This window comes from Shigella sp. FJ200513 (assembly GCF_040495915.1).
Lineage (GTDB): Bacteria > Pseudomonadota > Gammaproteobacteria > Enterobacterales > Enterobacteriaceae > ECMA0423.
Map to the genome: position 1 here is coordinate 21,597 of NZ_JBDYCV010000018.1, position 18,535 is coordinate 40,131.

15 protein-coding genes and 2 pseudogenes are annotated in these 18,535 nt (G+C 52.7%); 9 read left to right on the forward strand and 8 right to left on the reverse strand.

Features of this window, described 5'->3' with window-relative positions; genetic code table 11:
- Positions 1-102: 102 nt before the first annotated feature.
- Entirely contained in the window at positions 103-747 is a 645-nt protein-coding gene (gene adk / locus ABZJ92_RS06260) for an adenylate kinase (protein WP_001220235.1), read from the forward strand.
- A gap of 131 nt (positions 748-878) precedes the next feature.
- The gene (gene hemH, locus ABZJ92_RS06265) at positions 879-1,841 is read left to right on the forward strand and encodes a ferrochelatase (RefSeq protein ID WP_001250094.1); all 963 of its coding nucleotides are present in this window, start codon (positions 879-881) and stop codon (positions 1,839-1,841) included.
- Here the strand turns inward: hemH and aes are convergent.
- Positions 1,838-2,797, reverse strand: a pseudogene (gene aes / locus ABZJ92_RS06270) (acetyl esterase). The gene hemH and the pseudogene aes overlap by 4 nt on opposite strands.
- A 151-nt stretch (positions 2,798-2,948) precedes the next feature.
- Between aes and gsk the strand changes: the two are divergent.
- Complete coding sequence (gene gsk / locus ABZJ92_RS06275; RefSeq protein ID WP_000671585.1) at positions 2,949-4,253, forward strand: inosine/guanosine kinase; 1,305 nt, start codon at positions 2,949-2,951, stop codon at positions 4,251-4,253.
- A gap of 132 nt (positions 4,254-4,385) precedes the next feature.
- Here gsk and ybaL read toward each other — a convergent pair whose 3' ends face one another.
- Both ybaL and fsr read right to left on the reverse strand, forming a co-directional pair.
- Positions 4,386-6,062, reverse strand: coding sequence for a YbaL family putative K(+) efflux transporter (gene ybaL / locus ABZJ92_RS06280; RefSeq protein ID WP_000546255.1), 1,677 nt, complete (start codon positions 6,060-6,062; stop codon positions 4,386-4,388).
- Positions 6,063-6,299: 237 nt separating this feature from the next.
- On the reverse strand, positions 6,300-7,520 hold the full coding sequence (gene fsr, locus ABZJ92_RS06285; RefSeq protein WP_001251641.1) for a fosmidomycin MFS transporter: 1,221 nt from the start codon (positions 7,518-7,520) through the stop codon (positions 6,300-6,302).
- Positions 7,521-7,737: 217 nt separating this feature from the next.
- On the opposite strand from fsr, the gene ushA reads away from it, so the two are divergent.
- Positions 7,738-9,390: a bifunctional UDP-sugar hydrolase/5'-nucleotidase gene (gene ushA / locus ABZJ92_RS06290; RefSeq protein WP_000771736.1), complete on the forward strand. Its 1,653-nt coding sequence runs from the start codon at positions 7,738-7,740 to the stop codon at positions 9,388-9,390.
- Between the two features lie 36 nt (positions 9,391-9,426).
- On the opposite strand, the gene ybaK is transcribed toward ushA, so the two are convergent.
- The gene (gene ybaK, locus ABZJ92_RS06295) at positions 9,427-9,906 is read right to left on the reverse strand and encodes a Cys-tRNA(Pro)/Cys-tRNA(Cys) deacylase YbaK (protein ID WP_000186631.1); all 480 of its coding nucleotides are present in this window, start codon (positions 9,904-9,906) and stop codon (positions 9,427-9,429) included.
- 203 nt (positions 9,907-10,109) lie between these two features.
- On the reverse strand, positions 10,110-10,904 hold the full coding sequence (locus tag ABZJ92_RS06300; RefSeq protein ID WP_000365173.1) for a TraB/GumN family protein: 795 nt from the start codon (positions 10,902-10,904) through the stop codon (positions 10,110-10,112).
- 137 nt (positions 10,905-11,041) lie between these two features.
- On the opposite strand from ABZJ92_RS06300, the gene ABZJ92_RS06305 reads away from it, so the two are divergent.
- Positions 11,042-11,383, forward strand: coding sequence for a HigA family addiction module antitoxin (locus ABZJ92_RS06305; RefSeq protein WP_005066557.1), 342 nt, complete (start codon positions 11,042-11,044; stop codon positions 11,381-11,383).
- Positions 11,384-11,597: 214 nt separating this feature from the next.
- Here ABZJ92_RS06305 and copA read toward each other — a convergent pair whose 3' ends face one another.
- Positions 11,598-14,102, reverse strand: a complete 2,505-nt coding sequence (gene copA / locus ABZJ92_RS06310; RefSeq protein WP_000083887.1) for a copper-exporting P-type ATPase CopA — start codon at positions 14,100-14,102, stop codon at positions 11,598-11,600.
- A 261-nt stretch (positions 14,103-14,363) separates the two neighbouring features.
- Between copA and glsA the strand changes: the two genes are divergently transcribed.
- The 4 genes and pseudogenes from glsA (at position 14,364) to cueR (ending at position 17,123) form a co-directional block, all read left to right on the forward strand.
- Positions 14,364-15,296, forward strand: coding sequence for a glutaminase A (gene glsA, locus ABZJ92_RS06315; protein WP_000883028.1), 933 nt, complete (start codon positions 14,364-14,366; stop codon positions 15,294-15,296).
- Positions 15,297-15,298: 2 nt separating this feature from the next.
- Positions 15,299-16,591: an APC family permease gene (locus ABZJ92_RS06320; RefSeq protein ID WP_000982149.1), complete on the forward strand. Its 1,293-nt coding sequence runs from the start codon at positions 15,299-15,301 to the stop codon at positions 16,589-16,591.
- A gap of 30 nt (positions 16,592-16,621) precedes the next feature.
- A pseudogene (locus ABZJ92_RS06325) lies at positions 16,622-16,719 on the forward strand (hypothetical protein); the annotation flags it as partial.
- Positions 16,716-17,123: a Cu(I)-responsive transcriptional regulator gene (gene cueR, locus ABZJ92_RS06330; RefSeq protein ID WP_353765431.1), complete on the forward strand. Its 408-nt coding sequence runs from the start codon at positions 16,716-16,718 to the stop codon at positions 17,121-17,123. The pseudogene ABZJ92_RS06325 and the gene cueR, both read left to right, overlap by 4 nt.
- On the opposite strand, the gene ABZJ92_RS06335 is transcribed toward cueR, so the two are convergent.
- Positions 17,124-17,582 (reverse strand): NfeD family protein, encoded by a 459-nt coding sequence (locus ABZJ92_RS06335; protein ID WP_000970323.1) that lies wholly within the window; start codon positions 17,580-17,582, stop codon positions 17,124-17,126.
- Positions 17,579-18,496: an SPFH domain-containing protein gene (locus ABZJ92_RS06340; RefSeq protein ID WP_000904502.1), complete on the reverse strand. Its 918-nt coding sequence runs from the start codon at positions 18,494-18,496 to the stop codon at positions 17,579-17,581. Before ABZJ92_RS06340 ends, ABZJ92_RS06335 begins: the two co-directional genes overlap by 4 nt.
- Positions 18,497-18,535: the final 39 nt, after the last annotated feature.

Genomic DNA, 18,535 nt, shown 5'->3' on the forward strand with positions numbered 1-18,535 from the left:
AACCGTTTCAGCCTCAGGTGCCTTTCTTGAGGCAATCGCCTGTTGGTGGTATCGTTTATCGCTTTTTCAAAAAAATCGACACATTTTAAGGGGATTTTCGCAATGCGTATCATTCTGCTTGGCGCTCCGGGCGCGGGGAAAGGGACTCAGGCTCAGTTCATCATGGAGAAATATGGTATTCCGCAAATCTCCACTGGCGATATGCTGCGTGCTGCGGTCAAATCTGGCTCCGAGCTGGGTAAACAAGCAAAAGACATTATGGATGCTGGCAAACTGGTCACCGACGAACTGGTGATCGCGCTGGTTAAAGAGCGCATTGCTCAGGAAGACTGCCGTAATGGTTTCCTGTTGGACGGCTTCCCGCGTACCATTCCGCAGGCAGACGCGATGAAAGAAGCGGGCATCAATGTTGATTACGTTCTGGAATTCGACGTACCGGACGAACTGATTGTTGATCGTATCGTAGGCCGCCGCGTTCATGCGCCGTCTGGTCGTGTTTATCACGTTAAATTCAATCCGCCGAAAGTAGAAGGCAAAGACGACGTTACCGGTGAAGAACTGACTACCCGTAAAGACGATCAGGAAGAAACCGTGCGTAAACGTCTGGTTGAATACCATCAGATGACTGCACCGCTGATCGGCTACTACTCCAAAGAAGCGGAAGCGGGTAACACCAAATACGCGAAAGTTGACGGTACCAAGCAGGTTGCTGAAGTTCGCGCTGATCTGGAAAAAATCCTCGGCTAATCAAGCCGCAGCAGATCTGCTTTCGGGCAGGTCTGCTTATCCACCTCAGGCAATACCTCTCACAGCAATTAGTTCTTCTTCCTCACTTTTCCGCTACAATTATCAACAAGTTGAATCGATAAGAGGCGGTAATGCGTCAGACTAAAACCGGTATCCTGCTGGCAAACCTGGGTACGCCCGATGCCCCCACACCTGAAGCGGTAAAACGCTATCTGAAACAATTTTTAAGCGACAGACGCGTGGTTGATACCTCACGGTTGTTATGGTGGCCGTTGCTGCGCGGCGTGATTTTGCCGCTGCGCTCGCCGCGTGTGGCGAAGCTGTACGCCTCTGTCTGGATGGAAGACGGCTCGCCGCTGATGGTTTACAGCCGCCAGCAACAGCAGGCGTTGGCACAACGTTTACCGGATACGCCAGTGGCGCTGGGCATGAGCTACGGCTCGCCATCACTGGAAAGCTCCGTCGATGAACTCCTGGCAGAGCATGTAGATCATATTGTGGTGCTGCCGCTTTATCCGCAATTCTCCTGTTCTACGGTCGGTGCGGTATGGGATGAACTGGCACGCATTCTGGCGCGCAAACGTAGCATTCCGGGGATATCGTTTATTCGTGATTACGCCGATAACCACGATTACATTAATGCACTGGCGAACAGCGTACGCGCTTCTTTTGCCAAACATGGCGAACCGGATCTGCTGCTGCTCTCTTATCATGGCATTCCCCAGCGTTATGCAGATGAAGGCGATGATTACCCGCAACGTTGCCGCACAACGACTCGCGAACTGGCTTCCGCACTGGGGATGGTACCGGAAAAAGTGATGATGACCTTTCAGTCGCGCTTTGGCCGGGAACCCTGGCTGATGCCTTATACCGACGAAACGCTGAAAATGCTCGGAGAAAAAGGCGTAGGTCATATACAGGTGATGTGCCCGGGCTTTGCTGCGGATTGTCTGGAGACGCTGGAAGAGATTGCCGAGCAAAACCGTGAGGTCTTCCTCGGTGCGGGCGGGAAAAAATATGAATATATTCCAGCGCTTAATGCCACGCCGGAACATATCGAAATGATGGCTAATCTTGTTGCCGCGTATCGCTAAAGCTGAGCGGTAAAGAACTGAGCGCCGTCGCGAAGAGCCTCGTCGGCGGTTTTCATCATCCGTGAATAATGCAAAAAGGCATGCAGCGTACCTGGGTAGAGTTTGAACTCACAGGGCTGCTGATGCGCCGCTAACGTCTAGTAAAGCAGACGGCTGTCATCCAGCAGCGGATCGAACTCCGCCCCGGCAATAAAACAGGGCGGAACTTCGCGAGTGAGATCATTATTAAACAGACAGTAATACGGTGACTCGCGGTCCGCGTCGTTGCTTAAATACGCCTCTTCATACATCTGCAAATCCTGTTGCGTTAAGCCATCCCAGACACCGCCCAACAGACGACGAGTCACGGAATCCCGTAATCCGTAAAGCCCATACCACAGCAAAACACCCGCAATTTTACCGCAATCGATCTGTTTATCACGCAACCACAACGCACTGGCGAGCGCCAGCATGGCACCTGCGGAATCACCGGCAAAGCCAATGCGGGACATATTGATTTGATAATCCTCCGCCTGCTGGTGGAAATAACAACAAGCAGCCACAATTTCCTCTATCGCTTGTGGAAAACGCGCTTCAGGTGAAAGGGTGTAATTAATACCAATCACCGTACATTGGCTGTAGCTTGCCAGCAGGCGCATGATGCGATCGTGGGTATCGAGATTGCCGAGAATAAAACCGCCTCCATGCAAATAAAATAGCGTCGCCGGGCTATCTGGCTGCGGACAAAAGAGACGTGTTTCCACCTGCCCATATTTTGTTGGAACCATGTAAGCTCTGGTTGCCATTTCTGGAGCGCCCGCATTCCAGAATCGGCGCTCAAGCGTGTAATACTGTCGTTGCTCAGCAATCGTTCCCGTTGCGGGCCAGGACGGTAAATCCGGCTGAAGAGTATTCACAACGGTCTTCATTTCAGCAGAAATAAGGTCCAGAACAGGTAGTTTGTTTTCCGGCTTCATACAAAAACTCCTTTCAAATTACGTCATTGTAAGGAACCACTGCCATGAAAATGCGATCCCGCCTGCTGATATTGAAACTGGCTGCGTCTCGCGCGCTCCCGTCAGATTGTGTTAACATTCGCCGCTCAGTTAACCACCCGTAAAAACAACCATGAAATTTCCCGGTAAACGTAAATCCAAACATTACTTCCCTGTAAATGCACGCGATCCGCTGCTTCAGCAATTCCAGCCAGAAAACGAAACCAGCGCCGCCTGGGTCGTAGGTATTGACCAGACGCTGGTCGATATTGAAGCGAAAGTGGATGATGAATTCATTGAGCGTTATGGATTAAGCGCCGGGCATTCACTGGTGATTGAGGATGACGTAGCCGAAGTGCTTTATCAGGAGCTAAAACAGAAAAACCTGATTACCCATCAGTTTGCGGGTGGCACCATTGGTAACACCATGCACAACTACTCGGTGCTCGCGGACGACCGTTCGGTGCTGCTGGGCGTCATGTGCAGCAATATTGAAATTGGCAGTTATGCCTATCGTTACCTGTGTAACACTTCCAGCCGTACCGATCTTAACTATCTACAAGGCGTGGATGGTCCGATTGGTCGTTGCTTTACGCTGATTGGCGAGTCCGGGGAACGTACCTTTGCTATCAGTCCAGGCCACATGAACCAGCTGCGGGCTGAAAGCATTCCGGAAGATGTGATTGCCGGAGCCTCGGCACTGGTTCTCACCTCATATCTGGTGCGTTGCAAGCCGGGTGAACCCATGCCGGAAGCAACCATGAAAGCCATTGAGTACGCGAAGAAATATAACGTACCGGTGGTGCTGACGCTGGGCACCAAGTTTGTCATTGCCGAGAATCCGCAGTGGTGGCAGCAATTCCTCAAAGACCACGTTTCTATCCTTGCGATGAACGAAGATGAAGCCGAAGCGTTGACCGGAGAAAGCGATCCGTTGTTGGCATCTGACAAGGCGCTGGACTGGGTAGAGCTGGTGCTGTGCACCGCCGGGCCAATCGGCTTGTATATGGCGGGCTTTACCGAAGACGAAGCGAAACGTAAAACCCAGCATCCGCTGCTGCCGGGCGCTATAGCGGAATTCAACCAGTATGAGTTTAGCCGCGCCATGCGCCACAAGGATTGCCAGAATCCGCTGCGTGTCTATTCGCACATTGCGCCGTACATGGGCGGGCCGGAAAAAATCATGAACACTAATGGAGCGGGGGATGGCGCATTGGCAGCGTTGCTGCATGACATTACCGCCAACAGCTACCATCGTAGCAACGTACCAAACTCCAGCAAACATAAATTCACCTGGTTAACTTATTCATCGTTAGCGCAGGTGTGTAAATATGCTAACCGTGTGAGCTATCAGGTACTGAACCAGCATTCACCTCGTTTAACGCGCGGCTTGCCGGAGCGTGAAGACAGCCAGGAAGAGTCTTACTGGGATCGTTAAGTTATCGTCGGTTCGTAGGCCAGATAAGGCGTTCACGCCGCATCTGGCATTTGGCTCTCGATGCCTGATGCGACGCTGGCGCGTCTTATCATGCCTACATATTTTTCATATTTTACATCCGGCAACCACCGTTTACCCCGTCACCACTTCACCCGCCGGTGGCGTTTCCAGCAGTTCCAGCATAGTACGGGCAATTTCACGTTCACCCATCACTACCTGATTCGCGCCACGTTCGGTGATATACGTCACTTCATCGTCATAATGGGCGCGGGCGATAATCTCAATATCCGGGTTTTTCGCGCGGGCAGACGCCACAATCTCACCCGCTTCATAACCGTTGGGGATCGTCAGGATCAGCCATTTTGCACATTCCAGATGTGCCAGTTGCATAATTTCTTCGTTCGCTGCATTGCCCAATACAGCGCGGACCCCACGCTCTCGCAGCTCATCAACACGGGTTCGTGACGTCTCAATCACCACCAGCGGAATATCAGAGGCGAGCAATTTCTCCCCCAGCAGGCTGCCTACACGACCGTAACCCACCAATAGCGCATGGTTGCAAATATCCACTGGGATCTGTTTCTCTTCTTCGATTGCCTCTTCCAGCGTCTGCTCTTCCAGCGTTTCGGTCTTCGCCAGATATTTCTCCAGTAGTGCGAACAGTACCGGGTTGAGCATAATCGACAGGATCGCCCCTGCCAGTACCAGGTTTTGTCCGGCCTGCGGCAGTAAATTCAATGCCATTCCCAGTCCCGCCAGGATAAACGCGAACTCACCAATCTGCGCCAGGCTGGCGGCGATGGTTAATGCCGTACGTTGGGAGTGACCAAACAGACGGACAAGGAACAGGGCCGCGACCGATTTACCAAACAGAATAATTGCCAGCGTCGCCAGCACTGCCAGCGGTTGCTGAATCAGAATTAACGGATCAAACAACATCCCGACTGAGACAAAAAACAGCACCGCAAACGCGTCGCGCAATGGCAACGTATCGTGGGCGGCACGGTGACTCAATTCAGACTCGTTCAGTACCATCCCGGCAAAGAACGCACCGAGTGCAAAGGAGACATCAAACAGCTCTACCGCACCAAAGGCAATCCCTAACGCCAGCGCCAGCACTGACAGGGTAAACAGCTCGCGAGAACCGGTTGCCGCGCTGCGTGCCATAATCCACGGCACCAGACGGCGACCTACCAGCATCATAATGGCGATAAATGCGATCACCTTGCCGATGGTGATCCCCATATCGACTGCAAGAGTGGCAAAGCCCACATCGCCCTGTTCCATCATTCCTGCCACTGCGGGCAGCAACACCAGCGTCAGAACCATCACCAGGTCTTCCACAATCAACCAACCGATGGCGATTTGCCCACGCTGACTGTCTATTAATTGCCGTTCTTCAAGTGCGCGCAGTAACACCACGGTACTGGCGGTGGAAAGACATAAGCCGAACACGATACCGGTCATTAACGACCAGCCCAGCACGGCGGAGAGCGCCATACCCAGCAGCGTCGCCACGGCTATCTGGGCGATCGCGCCGGGAATGGCGATGGACTTTACCGCCATCAAATCCTTGAGCGAAAAATGCAAACCGACGCCGAACATCAGCAAAATAACGCCCAGTTCAGCCAGTTCCGGCGCAAGCTTGGTATCGGCAACAAAGCCCGGAGTGAATGGTCCTGCCAGCACACCCGCTAACAGATATCCCACCAGAGGAGAAATACGTAGTTTATTGGCCAGCATGCCGAGGATAAAGGCGAGCACAAGGCCGCCAACAATGGTGGTGATAAGCGGGGTGGCGTGATGCATTCCGTCTCCTTTTCCTGGTGGTTATTGTCCATTTTTGGCTGGGAAAACCAAAATTACAGGTAATAGTTTATGACAATTTCATTGATGATGTTTATGAATAATTGTTGAATTTTGCAGAAAAATGGAATTAGCTGCAAAAAAAGCACGGTTCGGAAAACAGAAGGCGGTTTAACAGAGGAAAGGCTTATGGCGACTGTAAAACGATGCAGCCAAAGTTTGCCTTTGGCTGCAATGAAATCAGTCTTTATGCCGGTTATCAGGCAGGAATATGGTCAACATCCCCAATAGTGGCAGGAAAGCACAGATTTTATAGACTAACTCGATGCTGGTGTGATCGGCGATAAGCCCCAGAACTGCCGCTCCCAGACCTCCCATGCCGAAAGCAAAACCGAAAAAGAGTCCAGAAACCATACCGATACGTCCCGGAAGTAGCTCCTGAGCGTAGACCAGAATGGCAGAGAATGCCGAAGCGAGGATAAATCCAATAATCACCGTTAAAACCCCCGTCCAGTGCAGGCGGGCGTAGGGTAAAATCAGCGTAAACGGCGCAACGCCGAGGATAGAGCCCCAAATCACATATTTCCGTCCAATTTTATCCCCTACAGGCCCGCCGATCACCGTACCTGCCGCAACGGCAAACAGGAAGGCAAACAGATGAAGCTGGGCATTCTGGATAGATAATCCGAATTTTTGCATCAGATAAAAGGTGTAATAGCTGCTGATGCTCGCCATATAGAAATATTTCGAGAAAATGAGGATTAACAGAATGCTGACTGCCAGTACCACTTTGTTGCGCGGCAGTGGATTGATTATCGTCGCTTTGGGTTTTCCTTTATTCATTCGGTGCTGTGCCGAGTACCAACGGCTAATTTGCGCCAACACCACGATCGCCAGCAGTGCCGCAAGCACAAACCAGGCAACGTTGCCTTTGCCATAAGGCTCGATAATCACCGCCGCCAGCAAGGGTCCCAGGGAACTGCCAAAGTTGCCGCCGACCTGAAAGATAGATTGCGCCAGGCCATGCCGCCCGCCGGAAGCCATACGGGCTACGCGAGAAGATTCCGGATGAAAGACCGATGAACCGGTACCGACCAGCGCCGCTGCCAGCAGAACTGCGCCAAAACTGCCCGCCAGCGCAAGCAGCACCAGACCACTTAAGGTAAAGCACATGCCAATTGGCAACGACCACGGCATCGGATATTTATCGGTCCAGTAGCCGACCACTGGTTGCAGTAGCGAAGAGGCGAGCTGGAAGGTGAGGGTTATCATGCCAATCTGCATAAATGTCAGAGAAAATTCTGACTGAAGCAGCGGATAAATCGCCAGAATCAGCGATTGGATCATGTCGTTCAGCAGATGTGAGAGGCTGATAGCACCTAAAATACCAAACGATGTTCGGGCCTTGGTCGTTGACGCAGCCGCGCCCGCCACAGGCTGGGTTTGTTCACTCATTGCCATAGGAAAGTCACTTTTTCAGGGTTGCGATGTAAAGAATGATCTTATTTGTGATTATTACCCGACTAACATACCTGTATGCGTCGTCTGAAGGAAGTCTCAACGCCGAATACAGAATTTCTAATCTGGATGCAGATTTATCTTCACCGGACGCAGACTTGTCTATGATGTTGCGTCATACTATTTTTCAACACGTTGAAATCAGGTCAGGGAGAGAAGTATGAAATTATTGCAGCGGGGCGTGGCGTTAGCGCTGTTAACCACATTTACACTGGCGAGTGAAACTGCTCTGGCGTATGAGCAGGATAAAACCTACAAAATTACAGTTCTGCATACCAATGATCATCATGGGCATTTTTGGCGCAATGAATATGGCGAATATGGTCTGGCGGCGCAAAAAACGCTGGTGGATGGTATCCGCAAAGAGGTTGCGGCTGAAGGCGGTAGCGTGCTGCTACTTTCCGGTGGCGACATTAACACTGGCGTGCCCGAGTCTGACTTACAGGATGCCGAACCTGATTTTCGCGGTATGAATCTGGTGGGCTATGACGCGATGGCGATCGGTAATCATGAATTTGATAATCCGCTCACCGTATTACGCCAGCAGGAAAAGTGGGCCAAGTTCCCGTTGCTTTCCGCGAATATCTACCAGAAAAGTACTGGCGAGCGCCTGTTTAAACCGTGGGCGCTGTTTAAGCGTCAGGATCTGAAAATTGCCGTTATTGGGCTGACAACCGATGACACAGCAAAAATTGGTAACCTGGAATACTTCACTGATATCGAATTTCGTAAGCCCGCCGATGAAGCGAAGCTGGTGATTCAGGAGCTGCAACAGACAGAAAAGCCAGACATTATTATCGCGGCGACCCATATGGGGCATTACGATAATGGTGAGCACGGCTCTAACGCACCGGGCGATGTGGAGATGGCACGCGCGCTGCCTGCCGGATCGCTGGCGATGATCGTCGGTGGTCACTCGCAAGATCCGGTCTGCATGGCGGCAGAAAACAAAAAACAGGTCGATTACGTGCCGGGTACGCCATGCAAACCAGATCAACAAAACGGCATCTGGATTGTGCAGGCGCATGAGTGGGGCAAATACGTGGGACGGGCTGATTTTGAGTTTCGTAATGGCGAAATGAAAATGGTTAACTACCAGCTGATTCCGGTGAACCTGAAGAAGAAAGTGACCTGGGAAGACGGGAAAAGCGAGCGCGTGCTTTACACTCCTGAAATCGCTGAAAACCAGCAAATGATCTCGCTGTTATCACCGTTCCAGAACAAAGGCAAAGCGCAGCTGGAAGTGAAAATAGGCAAAACCAATGGTCGTCTGGAAGGCGATCGTGACAAAGTGCGTTTTGTACAGACCAATATGGGGCGGTTGATTCTGGCAGCCCAAATGGATCGCACTGGTGCCGACTTTGCGGTGATGAGCGGAGGCGGAATTCGTGATTCTATCGAAGCAGGCGATATCAGCTATAAAAACGTGCTGAAAGTGCAGCCATTCGGCAATGTGGTGGTGTATGCCGACATGACCGGTAAAGAGGTGATTGATTACCTGACCGCCGTCGCGCAGATGAAGCCAGATTCAGGTGCCTACCCGCAATTTGCCAACGTTAGCTTTGTGGCGAAAGACGGCAAACTGAACGACCTTAAAATCAAAGGCGAACCGGTCGATCCGGCGAAAACTTACCGTATGGCGACATTAAACTTCAATGCCACCGGCGGTGATGGATATCCGCGCCTTGATAACAAACCGGGCTATGTGAATACCGGCTTTATTGATGCCGAAGTGCTGAAAGCGTATATCCAGAAAAGCTCGCCGCTGGATGTGAGTGTTTATGAACCGAAAGGTGAGGTGAGCTGGCAGTAATCCGAAAGTGCCGGATGTTTGCATCCGGCACAATGCTTAATCGCGGCGGGCGATATCAGCAAATTTGGCATCGAGGATCTTTGCCAGATCGCCTGCCGCCAGTTCGATATCCAGTCCGCGCTTGCCGCCGGAAACATAAATAGTGGCAAATTCTTGTGCGGGGGCGTCGATAATCGTTGGCAGACGTTTTTTCTGCCCCAGTGGGCTAATCCCCCCAACCAGGTATCCCGTCGAACGCTGCGCGACCATCGGATCGGCCATCTCAACTTTCTTGGCACCCAGCGCTTTTGCTACTTTTTTAAGATCCAGTTGACCTGCGACCGGCGTAACGGCCACGGCAAGGTGTTTCATATCACCGTTCACTGCCACCAGCAGCGTTTTGTAGACCTGATCCGGATTCAAACCTAATTTTTTGACGACTTCATCGCCAAAATTGGTTTCAGCCGGATCGTGCTCGTAGGTATGGATTTGAAACGAAATCTTGTTTTTTTCGAGTAATTTAACTGCGGGTGTCATGGTAATTTTCCTGCCTTAAACAAAAAAACGAAGCAAGCATACGCCTGATGGCGGTCCAAAAAAAAGAGTCATCTTGCCTAAGAGTATTGGCAGGATGGTGAGATTGAGCGACAATCGAGTTACACCGTCGCTTAAAGTGACGGCATAATAATAAAAAAATGAAATTCCTCTTTGACGGGCCAATAGCGATATTGGCCATTTTTTTAGCGCAACATTTGCGGCAAATTCCCTTCTCCATACAGGTGTAGTGCACCGACCGCGACCACATATCGCCCCGGCGGCATGGCGCGTAATTTATCCCGCCAGGCGAGATTTCGCTGATGCATCAGCACATCGTACAGCGACTGACTGAACGTATTGGGCAGCGTTATATCATTATTTTGCGGCGGTGCATTCAGCCACCAGCTCATCATTTGTTGCAGCAACCGTGCGTTGGTATGCCAGTGGGTCAGCGTATCGTCCAGCAGCGCCAGTCCTTTGTCAGGGAGCTGGAGCAACATGGCAATCTGGTTTTCAGCCCCTTCCAGTTCAATCACGGGTTTATGTTGTTGCTTCGCCGCCTGCAATAGCTGGTAATCGATACCGTATTCTGCCCGCAGCCCCAGTTTTTGTGCCTGCGTCGCCTGAAGAACCATCGCGATTTGCCACAGCGGTTGGGTAGAAAAGAGTGAGGGAGAAATGCCCATCTCCTGGCTAATGTGCTGCAGGTTTTGGAGTTGCTCCTCGCTAATGCGCTCTTCCAGCGCCTCGCAGGCAGGCAAATTAGCAAAAGGCGTATCGCTGGTGGAAACATCCGCCTCGACGATCAGCGCATCGGCGTTTTTGAGCTTTTTGAGCAAACGGGTGGGCAGGGGAGCCATATCGTGGCTACCCATATGAATACTGCCAATCAGATGAAAATGGCGATTGCCGGGGAGGGTGATATCGATGGCAGGCCAGGTGTAATGATTACCGCGCAGCGCGGCCCAAAGCGTTTTTACCCGGTACAACAGATCCATACGACCTCCCTTTGTGAAATATCATGCTAGCGCGCGGTGAGGGATGGCGCAAATGGAGTTGGGGACTTGTTTAATGTGTTTGTATGATTCAGTATGTTCTTGCATCGCTATTCACAGGGAAGCAACAGTTAAAAACCATGAAACAGGCAACAAGAAAACCGACGACACCCGGAGATATTCTTCTCTATGAATATCTGGAACCGCTCGATTTGAAAATCAATGAGTTAGCAGAGTTGCTGCATGTTCATCGTAATCGCGTCAGTGCACTGATCAATAACAATCGTAAACTCACCACTGAGATGGCATTCCGTCTGGCGAAAGTTTTTGATACCACAGTCGATTTTAGGCTAAACCTCCAGGCGGCAGTTGATCTTTGGGAAGTTGAAAACAACATGCGCACCCAGGAAGAATTGGGACGGATTGAAACAGTGGCTGAATATTTGGCACGCCGTGAAGAGCGTGCAAAAAAGGTCGCGTAAGGCCAAAACATCGCTTCATCTCGTAGGCCGGATAAGGCGTTCACGCCGCATCCGGCATCCGAGCACCATTGCCTGATGCGACGCTTACGCGTCTTATCAGGCCTACAAACCTGTGCCTGAACCGTAGGCCGGATAAGGCGTTTACGCCGCATCCGGCAGTCATGCGTCGATGCCAAATGCGCCGCCCTAAAGCAGCGCATCCGCAATGACGTACTTATTCCTTCGGTTTAAACCGCAGCAACCGGTTGGCGTTACTTACTACGGTAATTGACGAGAGCGCCATTGCCGCTCCGGCAACTACCGGGTTAAGCAGTGTTCCAGTAAACGGCCACAAAATACCGGCGGCGACCGGAATACCGATGCTGTTGTAGATAAAGGCACCGAGCAGGTTCTGCTTCATGTTGCGCAGCGTTGCGCGGGAAATCGCGAGCGCATCCGCAACGCCCATCAGGCTATGGCGCATCAGGGTAATCGCCGCGGTTTCAATGGCAACATCACTGCCGCCACCCATCGCAATGCCGACATCCGCCTGGGCCAGCGCTGGCGCGTCGTTAATGCCGTCGCCCACCATTGCCACCTGACGTCCTTCACTTTGCAGACGTTTGATCGCTTCGGCTTTACCGTCCGGCAGCACTCCGGCAATCACTTCATCAATTCCAGCTTCTTTGGCGATCGCATTGGCGGTGGTTGGGTTATCCCCGGTCAACATCACCAGACGATATCCCGCTTTATGCAGGCGTTGCAGCGCCGCCACGCTATCACTACGCAACGGATCGCGTACAGCCAGCAGGGCTACTGCTTTCCCGTCAATCGCCAGCAGCACAGGCGTTGCTCCTTGCGATGCCTGAGCTGAAATATCGGCTTCAATCGCTTTAGTATCGACTTGCTGATCATTTAACAACGCCTGATTACCCAGCAATAACGCATGACCTTCTGCTTCACCGCTCACGCCCAGCCCGCGCAATGTGCGGAAACCGTTGACCTGCGGTAGCTGCATATCGCCTGCTTTATCAAGGATCGCTCGTGCCAATGGATGGCTGGAACCTTGCTCCAGCGCCGCCGCCAGACGCAGCGCCTGCGCTTCGTCAACATCAGCAAATGTTTTCACTGCGACAACCTGCGGCTTCCCTTCGGTCAGCGTCCCGGTTTTATCGAACACGACGGTATCGAGTGTACTGGCGCGTTGCAGCGCGTCGGCGTCCCGCACCAGCACGCCAAACTCAGCCGCCCGCCCGACGCCGGAAATAATCGACATCGGCGTCGCCAGTCCCAGCGCACACGGGCAGGCGATAATCAGCACCGTAGTGGCAATCACCAGGGTATAGACAATCTGCGGTGCCGGACCAAAGAAATACCAGATTGCCGCACTGACAAGCGCAATAACCACTACTACCGGCACAAATATGGCTGAGATTTTATCCGCCAGCTGACCGATTTCTGGCTTGCTGCTCTGGGCCTGGCGCACCATGCGAATGATCCTTGATAGCGTGGTATGGCTGCCAACCGCACTGGCACGAAACAGCACACTGCCGTCCTGTACCACTGTCCCGGCATGGACGCTATCGCCTTCGCCTTTTTGCTGCGGGATTGGTTCGCCCGTCAGCATCGCTTCATCCAGCCATGCTTCGCCCTGGGTAATCTCGCCATCTACCGGCACGCGATCGCCGGTCGTCAGGCGCAGCAACATACCTGGCTGCACTTCTGCCAGAGGCACGCTTTTTTCACCTTCGTCAGTAACCAGGCGCGCCGTCGGTGGGGTTAAATCGAGTAATTTCTCCAGTGCCTTAGAAGAACGCTGACGTGCGCGTGCTTCCAGCATATGGCCGAGATTGATCAGACCGATAATCATCGCACTGGCTTCATAGTAAAGATGTCGCGCTTCCATCGGGAACCACTGCGGCCACAGGTTGACGCTCATCGAATAGAGCCACGCCACGCCCGTTCCCAGCGCCACCAGCGTATCCATCGTCGCTGCACCGTTCAGCAGGCTTTTCCATGCACTGCGGTAAAAATGGCCGCTGGCGAAAACCATCACCGCCAGGGTTATCAGGCCGATAACCAACCACAGGCTGCGGTTGTCGGCGGTGACTATCATGTTATCGCCGATCATCCCCCAGACCATCACCGGGATACCCACCGCCAGTGCGACAATTGCCTGCCAGCGGAAGCGCTTCATCGTAGCGACGGCGGTTTCTTGCTGGCGTTCGCGGCGTTTCGCGTCATCTTCAATCGCTTCCGCGCCGTAGCCCGCTTTTTCCACCGCCTGCACTAAATCTTGTGGGGAGGCACTGCCCATCACCAGCGCAGTACGCTCCGCCAGGTTTACCCGTGCCTGAGTGACGCCCGGTACGCTTTGCAGCGCATTTTGTACGCGGGTGACACAGCTGGCGCAGCTCATGCCGCTCAGCAGCAACTGCTGGCTGTCATCGTCATCGGCGGTCGCTGCCGGAAGCGCCTCAGAAACCGCTGTCAGTGCTTCCGACGGGATTGATGACTCCGCCAGCGGTTTAGCCTTTGGGTGGCTTACAGATGCGTCATAACCCGCTTGTTTGATGGTTTCGATCAGCTGTTCTGCACTGGCAGTCCCGGTAACGTGCGCTTCAGTGATAGACACATCCGCTTGTTCCACATCCGGGCGCTGTTCAAGACTTTCTTTCACGCGTTTAACGCAGTGACCGCAGGACAGGCCGTCCAGGTTCAGGTCGATAGTTTGTGACATAAAACACTCCTTTAAGACAGTTTTGACTGGCTGTGATAAAGGTTAAACCTTCCAGCAAGGGGAAGGTCAAGAAATTAATAAACCAGGCGGGTAAAAGTCCGTAAAGATTAAAAAATCGGCTCGATTTGCATCAGGATTAGACATTTATTTCTTTGTTTTCCTGTAGTTAAGTTGCGGGTGCTAAGTTAAATCAGGATGCCTGAAAATCGGCACTGGGGTGAGGAATTACCTCCCGCATCTATAAAAAGGAGTTAACAAAAGATGTTAGATGCAAACAAATTACAGCAGGCAGTGGATCAGGCTTACACCCAATTTCACTCACTTAACGGCGGACAAAATGCCGATTACATTCCCTTTCTGGCGAATGTACCAGGTCAACTGGCGGCAGTGGCTATCGTGACCTGCGATGGCAACGTCTATAGTGCGGGTGACAGTGATTACCGCTTTGCACTGGAATCCATCTCTAAAGTCTGTACGTTAGCCCTTGCGTTAGAAGATGTCGGCCCGCAGGCGGTACAGGACAAAATTGGCGCTGACCCGACCGGATTGCCCTTTAACTCAGTTATCGCCTTAGAGTTGCATGGCGGCAAACCGCTTTCGCCACTGGTAAATGCTGGCGCTATTGCCACCACCAGCCTGATTAACGCTGAAAACGCCGAACAACGCTGGCAGCGAATTTTACATATCCAACAGCAACTGGCTGGTGAGCAGGTAGCGCTCTCTGACGAAGTCAACCAGTCGGAACAAACAACCAACTTCCATAATCGGGCCATTGCCTGGCTGCTGTACTCCGCCGGATATCTCTATTGTGATGCAATGGAAGCCTGTGACGTGTACACCCGTCAGTGCTCTACGCTCATCAATACTGTTGAACTGGCAACGCTTGGCGCGACGCTGGCGGCGGGTGGTGTGAATCCGTTGACGCATAAACGCGTTCTTCAGGCCGACAACGTGCCGTACATTCTGGCCGAAATGATGATGGAAGGGCTGTATGGTCGCTCCGGTGACTGGGCGTATCGCGTTGGTTTACCGGGCAAAAGCGGTGTAGGTGGCGGTATTCTGGCGGTCGTCCCTGGCGTGATGGGAATTGCCGCGTTCTCACCACCGCTGGACGAAGAAGGCAATAGTGTTCGCGGTCAAAAAATGGTGGCATCGGTCGCTAAGCAACTCGGCTATAACGTGTTTAAGGGCTGATCATGATGAACACGGAAGGTAATAACGGTAACAAACCCCTCGGTCTATGGAACGTCGTTTCCATCGGTATTGGGGCAATGGTGGGGGCGGGGATCTTCGCGCTGCTGGGGCAGGCTGCGTTGCTAATGGAAGCCTCGACCTGGGGCGCCTTTGCTTTTGGCGGTATTGTGGCTATGTTTTCCGGTTATGCCTATGCGCGTCTGGGGGCGAGCTATCCCAGCAATGGCGGTATTATCGACTTTTTTCGTCGCGGATTAGGCAACGGCGTCTTTTCGCTAGCGCTCTCGTTGCTATACCTGTTGACGCTGGCGGTGAGCATCGCCATGGTTGCCCGTGCTTTTGGCGCTTATGCCGTGCAGTTTTTGCATGAAGGCAGCCAGGAGGAGCACCTTATTTTGCTCTACGCGTTGGGGATCATTGCGGTGATGACGCTTTTCAACTCCTTAAGCAACCATGCGGTAGGGCGGCTGGAAGTGATCCTCGTCGGCATTAAAATGATGATCCTGTTATTGCTGATTATTGCCGGTGTCTGGTCGCTGCAACCGGCGCATATTTCCGTCTCTGCGCCCCCCAGCTCCGGTGCGTTCTTCTCCTGTATTGGGATAACCTTCCTTGCCTATGCGGGCTTTGGCATGATGGCGAACGCGGCGGATAAAGTGAAAGATCCGCAGGTCATTATGCCACGGGCGTTTCTGGTGGCGATTGGCGTTACCACGTTGCTTTATATCTCGCTGGCGCTGGTTTTGCTTAGCGATGTATCGGCATTAGAGTTAGAAAAATATGCTGATACCGCCGTAGCGCAGGCTGCTTCTCCGCTGCTCGGGCATGTGGGTTATGTGATCGTCGTCATCGGCGCTTTACTGGCGACGGCTTCAGGCATTAACGCGAACCTGTTCGCCGTGTTTAACATCATGGACAACATGGGCAGCGAACGCGAACTGCCGAAGCTAATGAATAAATCCCTGTGGCGGCAGAGTACCTGGGGCAATATCATCGTCGTGGTGTTGATAATGCTGATGACGGCGGCGCTAAATTTAGACTCACTCGCCAGCGTTGCCAGCGCCACCTTTTTGATCTGCTATCTGGCGGTGTTTGTGGTGGCGATCCGCCTGCGTCATGATATTCACGCCTCGTTGCCGATTCTTATCGTTGGTACGTTGGTGATGTTGTTGGTGATCGTTGGCTTTATCTACAGCCTGTGGTCCCAGGGCAGCCGTGCGTTGATATGGATTATTGGTGCAATCTTACTCAGCCTTATTGTGGCAATGGTCATGAAGCGTAATAAAACCGTATAACACCTCTCTGTGCGCAGTACTTCCTGTATTATTGTGGTGGCGGTCGATATTCGCACTGGCAAAAAAACGTGCTTGAATATCTGTTGAAACCCTTTAACAAAGCACAGGAGGCGTTGCGCGAACGATGAACATCAGCGATGTAGCAAAAATTATCGGCCTGACCAGCAAAGCCATTCGCTTCTATGAAGAGAAGGGGCTGGTGACGCCGCCGATGCGCAGCGAAAACGGTTATCGCACCTACACGCAGCAGCATCTCAACGAACTGACCTTACTGCGCCAGGCACGGCAGGTGGGCTTTAACCTGGAAGAGAGCGGCGAGCTGGTGAATCTGTTTAACGACCCGCAGCGGCACAGCGCCGACGTCAAACGGCGCACGCTGGAGAAGGTGGCGGAGATCGAACGACACATTGAGGAGCTGCAATCCATGCGCGACCAGCTGCTGGCACTGGCGAATGCCTGCCCTGGCGATGACAGCGCCGACTGCCCGATTATCGAAAATCTCTCCGGCTGCTGTCATCATCGGGCAGGGTGATTAAGACGAGACGGCTCGGATATGTAGGGTTATCCCTTCTATCGCAATGACTTCAACATGCGTACCTGCACCGAGATCCTCGCTGGCGCTGACAGGCCATGAACTGTCACCGACGCGCATATGACCGCGCCCGTTGACCAGCGGAGATTCCAGCACAAAACGTCGGCCAATCAGCTGCTGCCCGCGCTGGTTTAAATGACTATCGCTGTGCTTTTGTTCGCGCACCCGCCGCGACAACCATTTCCACCACAGCCAGGCGGCGAGCAGCGTCAGGATGGCAAACATTACCCCTTGCCACTCCCAACCCAGCGGCACCAGCCAGACCACCAGGCCGGTAATCACCGCTGCCACGCCGCTCCACAACAAATAACCATTTCCGCCCAGCATCTCGGCTGCCAGCAGCAACCCGCCGAGACTGAGCCAGAAAATATGTGGATGAACGACCATTAACTCCATCATGGCTGAGTCCGTTTGTTGGCGCTGTCTTTCACCAGCTCGGCAATCCCGGCAATCGACCCCATCAGGCTGCTGGCCTCTAATGGCATCATCACTACTTTGCTGTTACTGGAGGAACCGATCTGCTGTAACGCTTCGGTGTATTTTTGCGCTACGAAGTAGTTCACCGCCTGAATATCACCGGAGGCGATAGCTTCAGACACCATTTTGGTGGCGCGGGCTTCTGCTTCGGCGGAACGTTCACGCGCTTCAGCCTGTAAAAACGCCGACTGACGTTCGCCTTCCGCTTTCAGGATTTGCGACTGTTTTTCACCTTCGGCTTTGAGGATTTCCGCCTGACGGATCCCTTCCGCTTCAAGAATGTAAGCGCGTTTGGTACGTTCCGCTTTCATCTGCGCGTTCATTGAAGAGATAAGCTCTGCCGGTGGGCGCACGTCGCGAATTTCAATACGGGTGACTTTAATCCCCCACGGGTTGGTGGCTTCATCGACAATACGCAGCAGGCGTGAGTTGATGCTGTCGCGCTGAGAGAGCATTTCGTCAAGTTCCATTGAACCCAACACGGTACGGATGTTAGTCATGGTCAGGTTGATGATCGCCAGCTCCAGATTGCTGACTTCATAGGCAGCGCGTGGCGCGTCAATCACCTGAATAAAACAGACTGCGTCGATGGTAACGTTGGCGTTATCTTTCGAGATAACTTCCTGGGAAGGGATATCGAGCACTTGCTCCATCATATTGATCTTGCGACCAATGCGATCCATAAACGGCACCACCAGACTGAGCCCCGGCTGTAACGTTTTGGTATAGCGACCAAAACGTTCTACCGTCCATTGATAGCCCTGCGGCACGATTTTGACGCCCGCGCCGACAATGACCAGCGCGACAAAAATGAGAATCGGGATAAAGATAAGCATCGGAAAAACCTCCTGTTGTACCGTCCATAATCAGCAAAA

Bases quoted from the DNA above. Each gene is read 5' to 3' on its own strand.
- adk (WP_001220235.1), top strand. From the start codon at position 103: ATGCGTATCATTCTGCTTGGCGCTCCGGGCGCGGGGAAAGGGACTCAG.
- hemH (WP_001250094.1), top strand. From the start codon at position 879: ATGCGTCAGACTAAAACCGGTATCCTGCTGGCAAACCTGGGTACGCCC.
- gsk (WP_000671585.1), top strand. From the start codon at position 2,949: ATGAAATTTCCCGGTAAACGTAAATCCAAACATTACTTCCCTGTAAAT.
- ybaL (WP_000546255.1), bottom strand. From the start codon at position 6,062: ATGCATCACGCCACCCCGCTTATCACCACCATTGTTGGCGGCCTTGTG.
- fsr (WP_001251641.1), bottom strand. From the start codon at position 7,520: ATGGCAATGAGTGAACAAACCCAGCCTGTGGCGGGCGCGGCTGCGTCA.
- ushA (WP_000771736.1), top strand. From the start codon at position 7,738: ATGAAATTATTGCAGCGGGGCGTGGCGTTAGCGCTGTTAACCACATTT.
- ybaK (WP_000186631.1), bottom strand. From the start codon at position 9,906: ATGACACCCGCAGTTAAATTACTCGAAAAAAACAAGATTTCGTTTCAA.
- ABZJ92_RS06300 (WP_000365173.1), bottom strand. From the start codon at position 10,904: ATGGATCTGTTGTACCGGGTAAAAACGCTTTGGGCCGCGCTGCGCGGT.
- ABZJ92_RS06305 (WP_005066557.1), top strand. From the start codon at position 11,042: ATGAAACAGGCAACAAGAAAACCGACGACACCCGGAGATATTCTTCTC.
- copA (WP_000083887.1), bottom strand. From the start codon at position 14,102: ATGTCACAAACTATCGACCTGAACCTGGACGGCCTGTCCTGCGGTCAC.
- glsA (WP_000883028.1), top strand. From the start codon at position 14,364: ATGTTAGATGCAAACAAATTACAGCAGGCAGTGGATCAGGCTTACACC.
- ABZJ92_RS06320 (WP_000982149.1), top strand. From the start codon at position 15,299: ATGATGAACACGGAAGGTAATAACGGTAACAAACCCCTCGGTCTATGG.
- cueR (WP_353765431.1), top strand. From the start codon at position 16,716: ATGAACATCAGCGATGTAGCAAAAATTATCGGCCTGACCAGCAAAGCC.
- ABZJ92_RS06335 (WP_000970323.1), bottom strand. From the start codon at position 17,582: ATGATGGAGTTAATGGTCGTTCATCCACATATTTTCTGGCTCAGTCTC.
- ABZJ92_RS06340 (WP_000904502.1), bottom strand. From the start codon at position 18,496: ATGCTTATCTTTATCCCGATTCTCATTTTTGTCGCGCTGGTCATTGTC.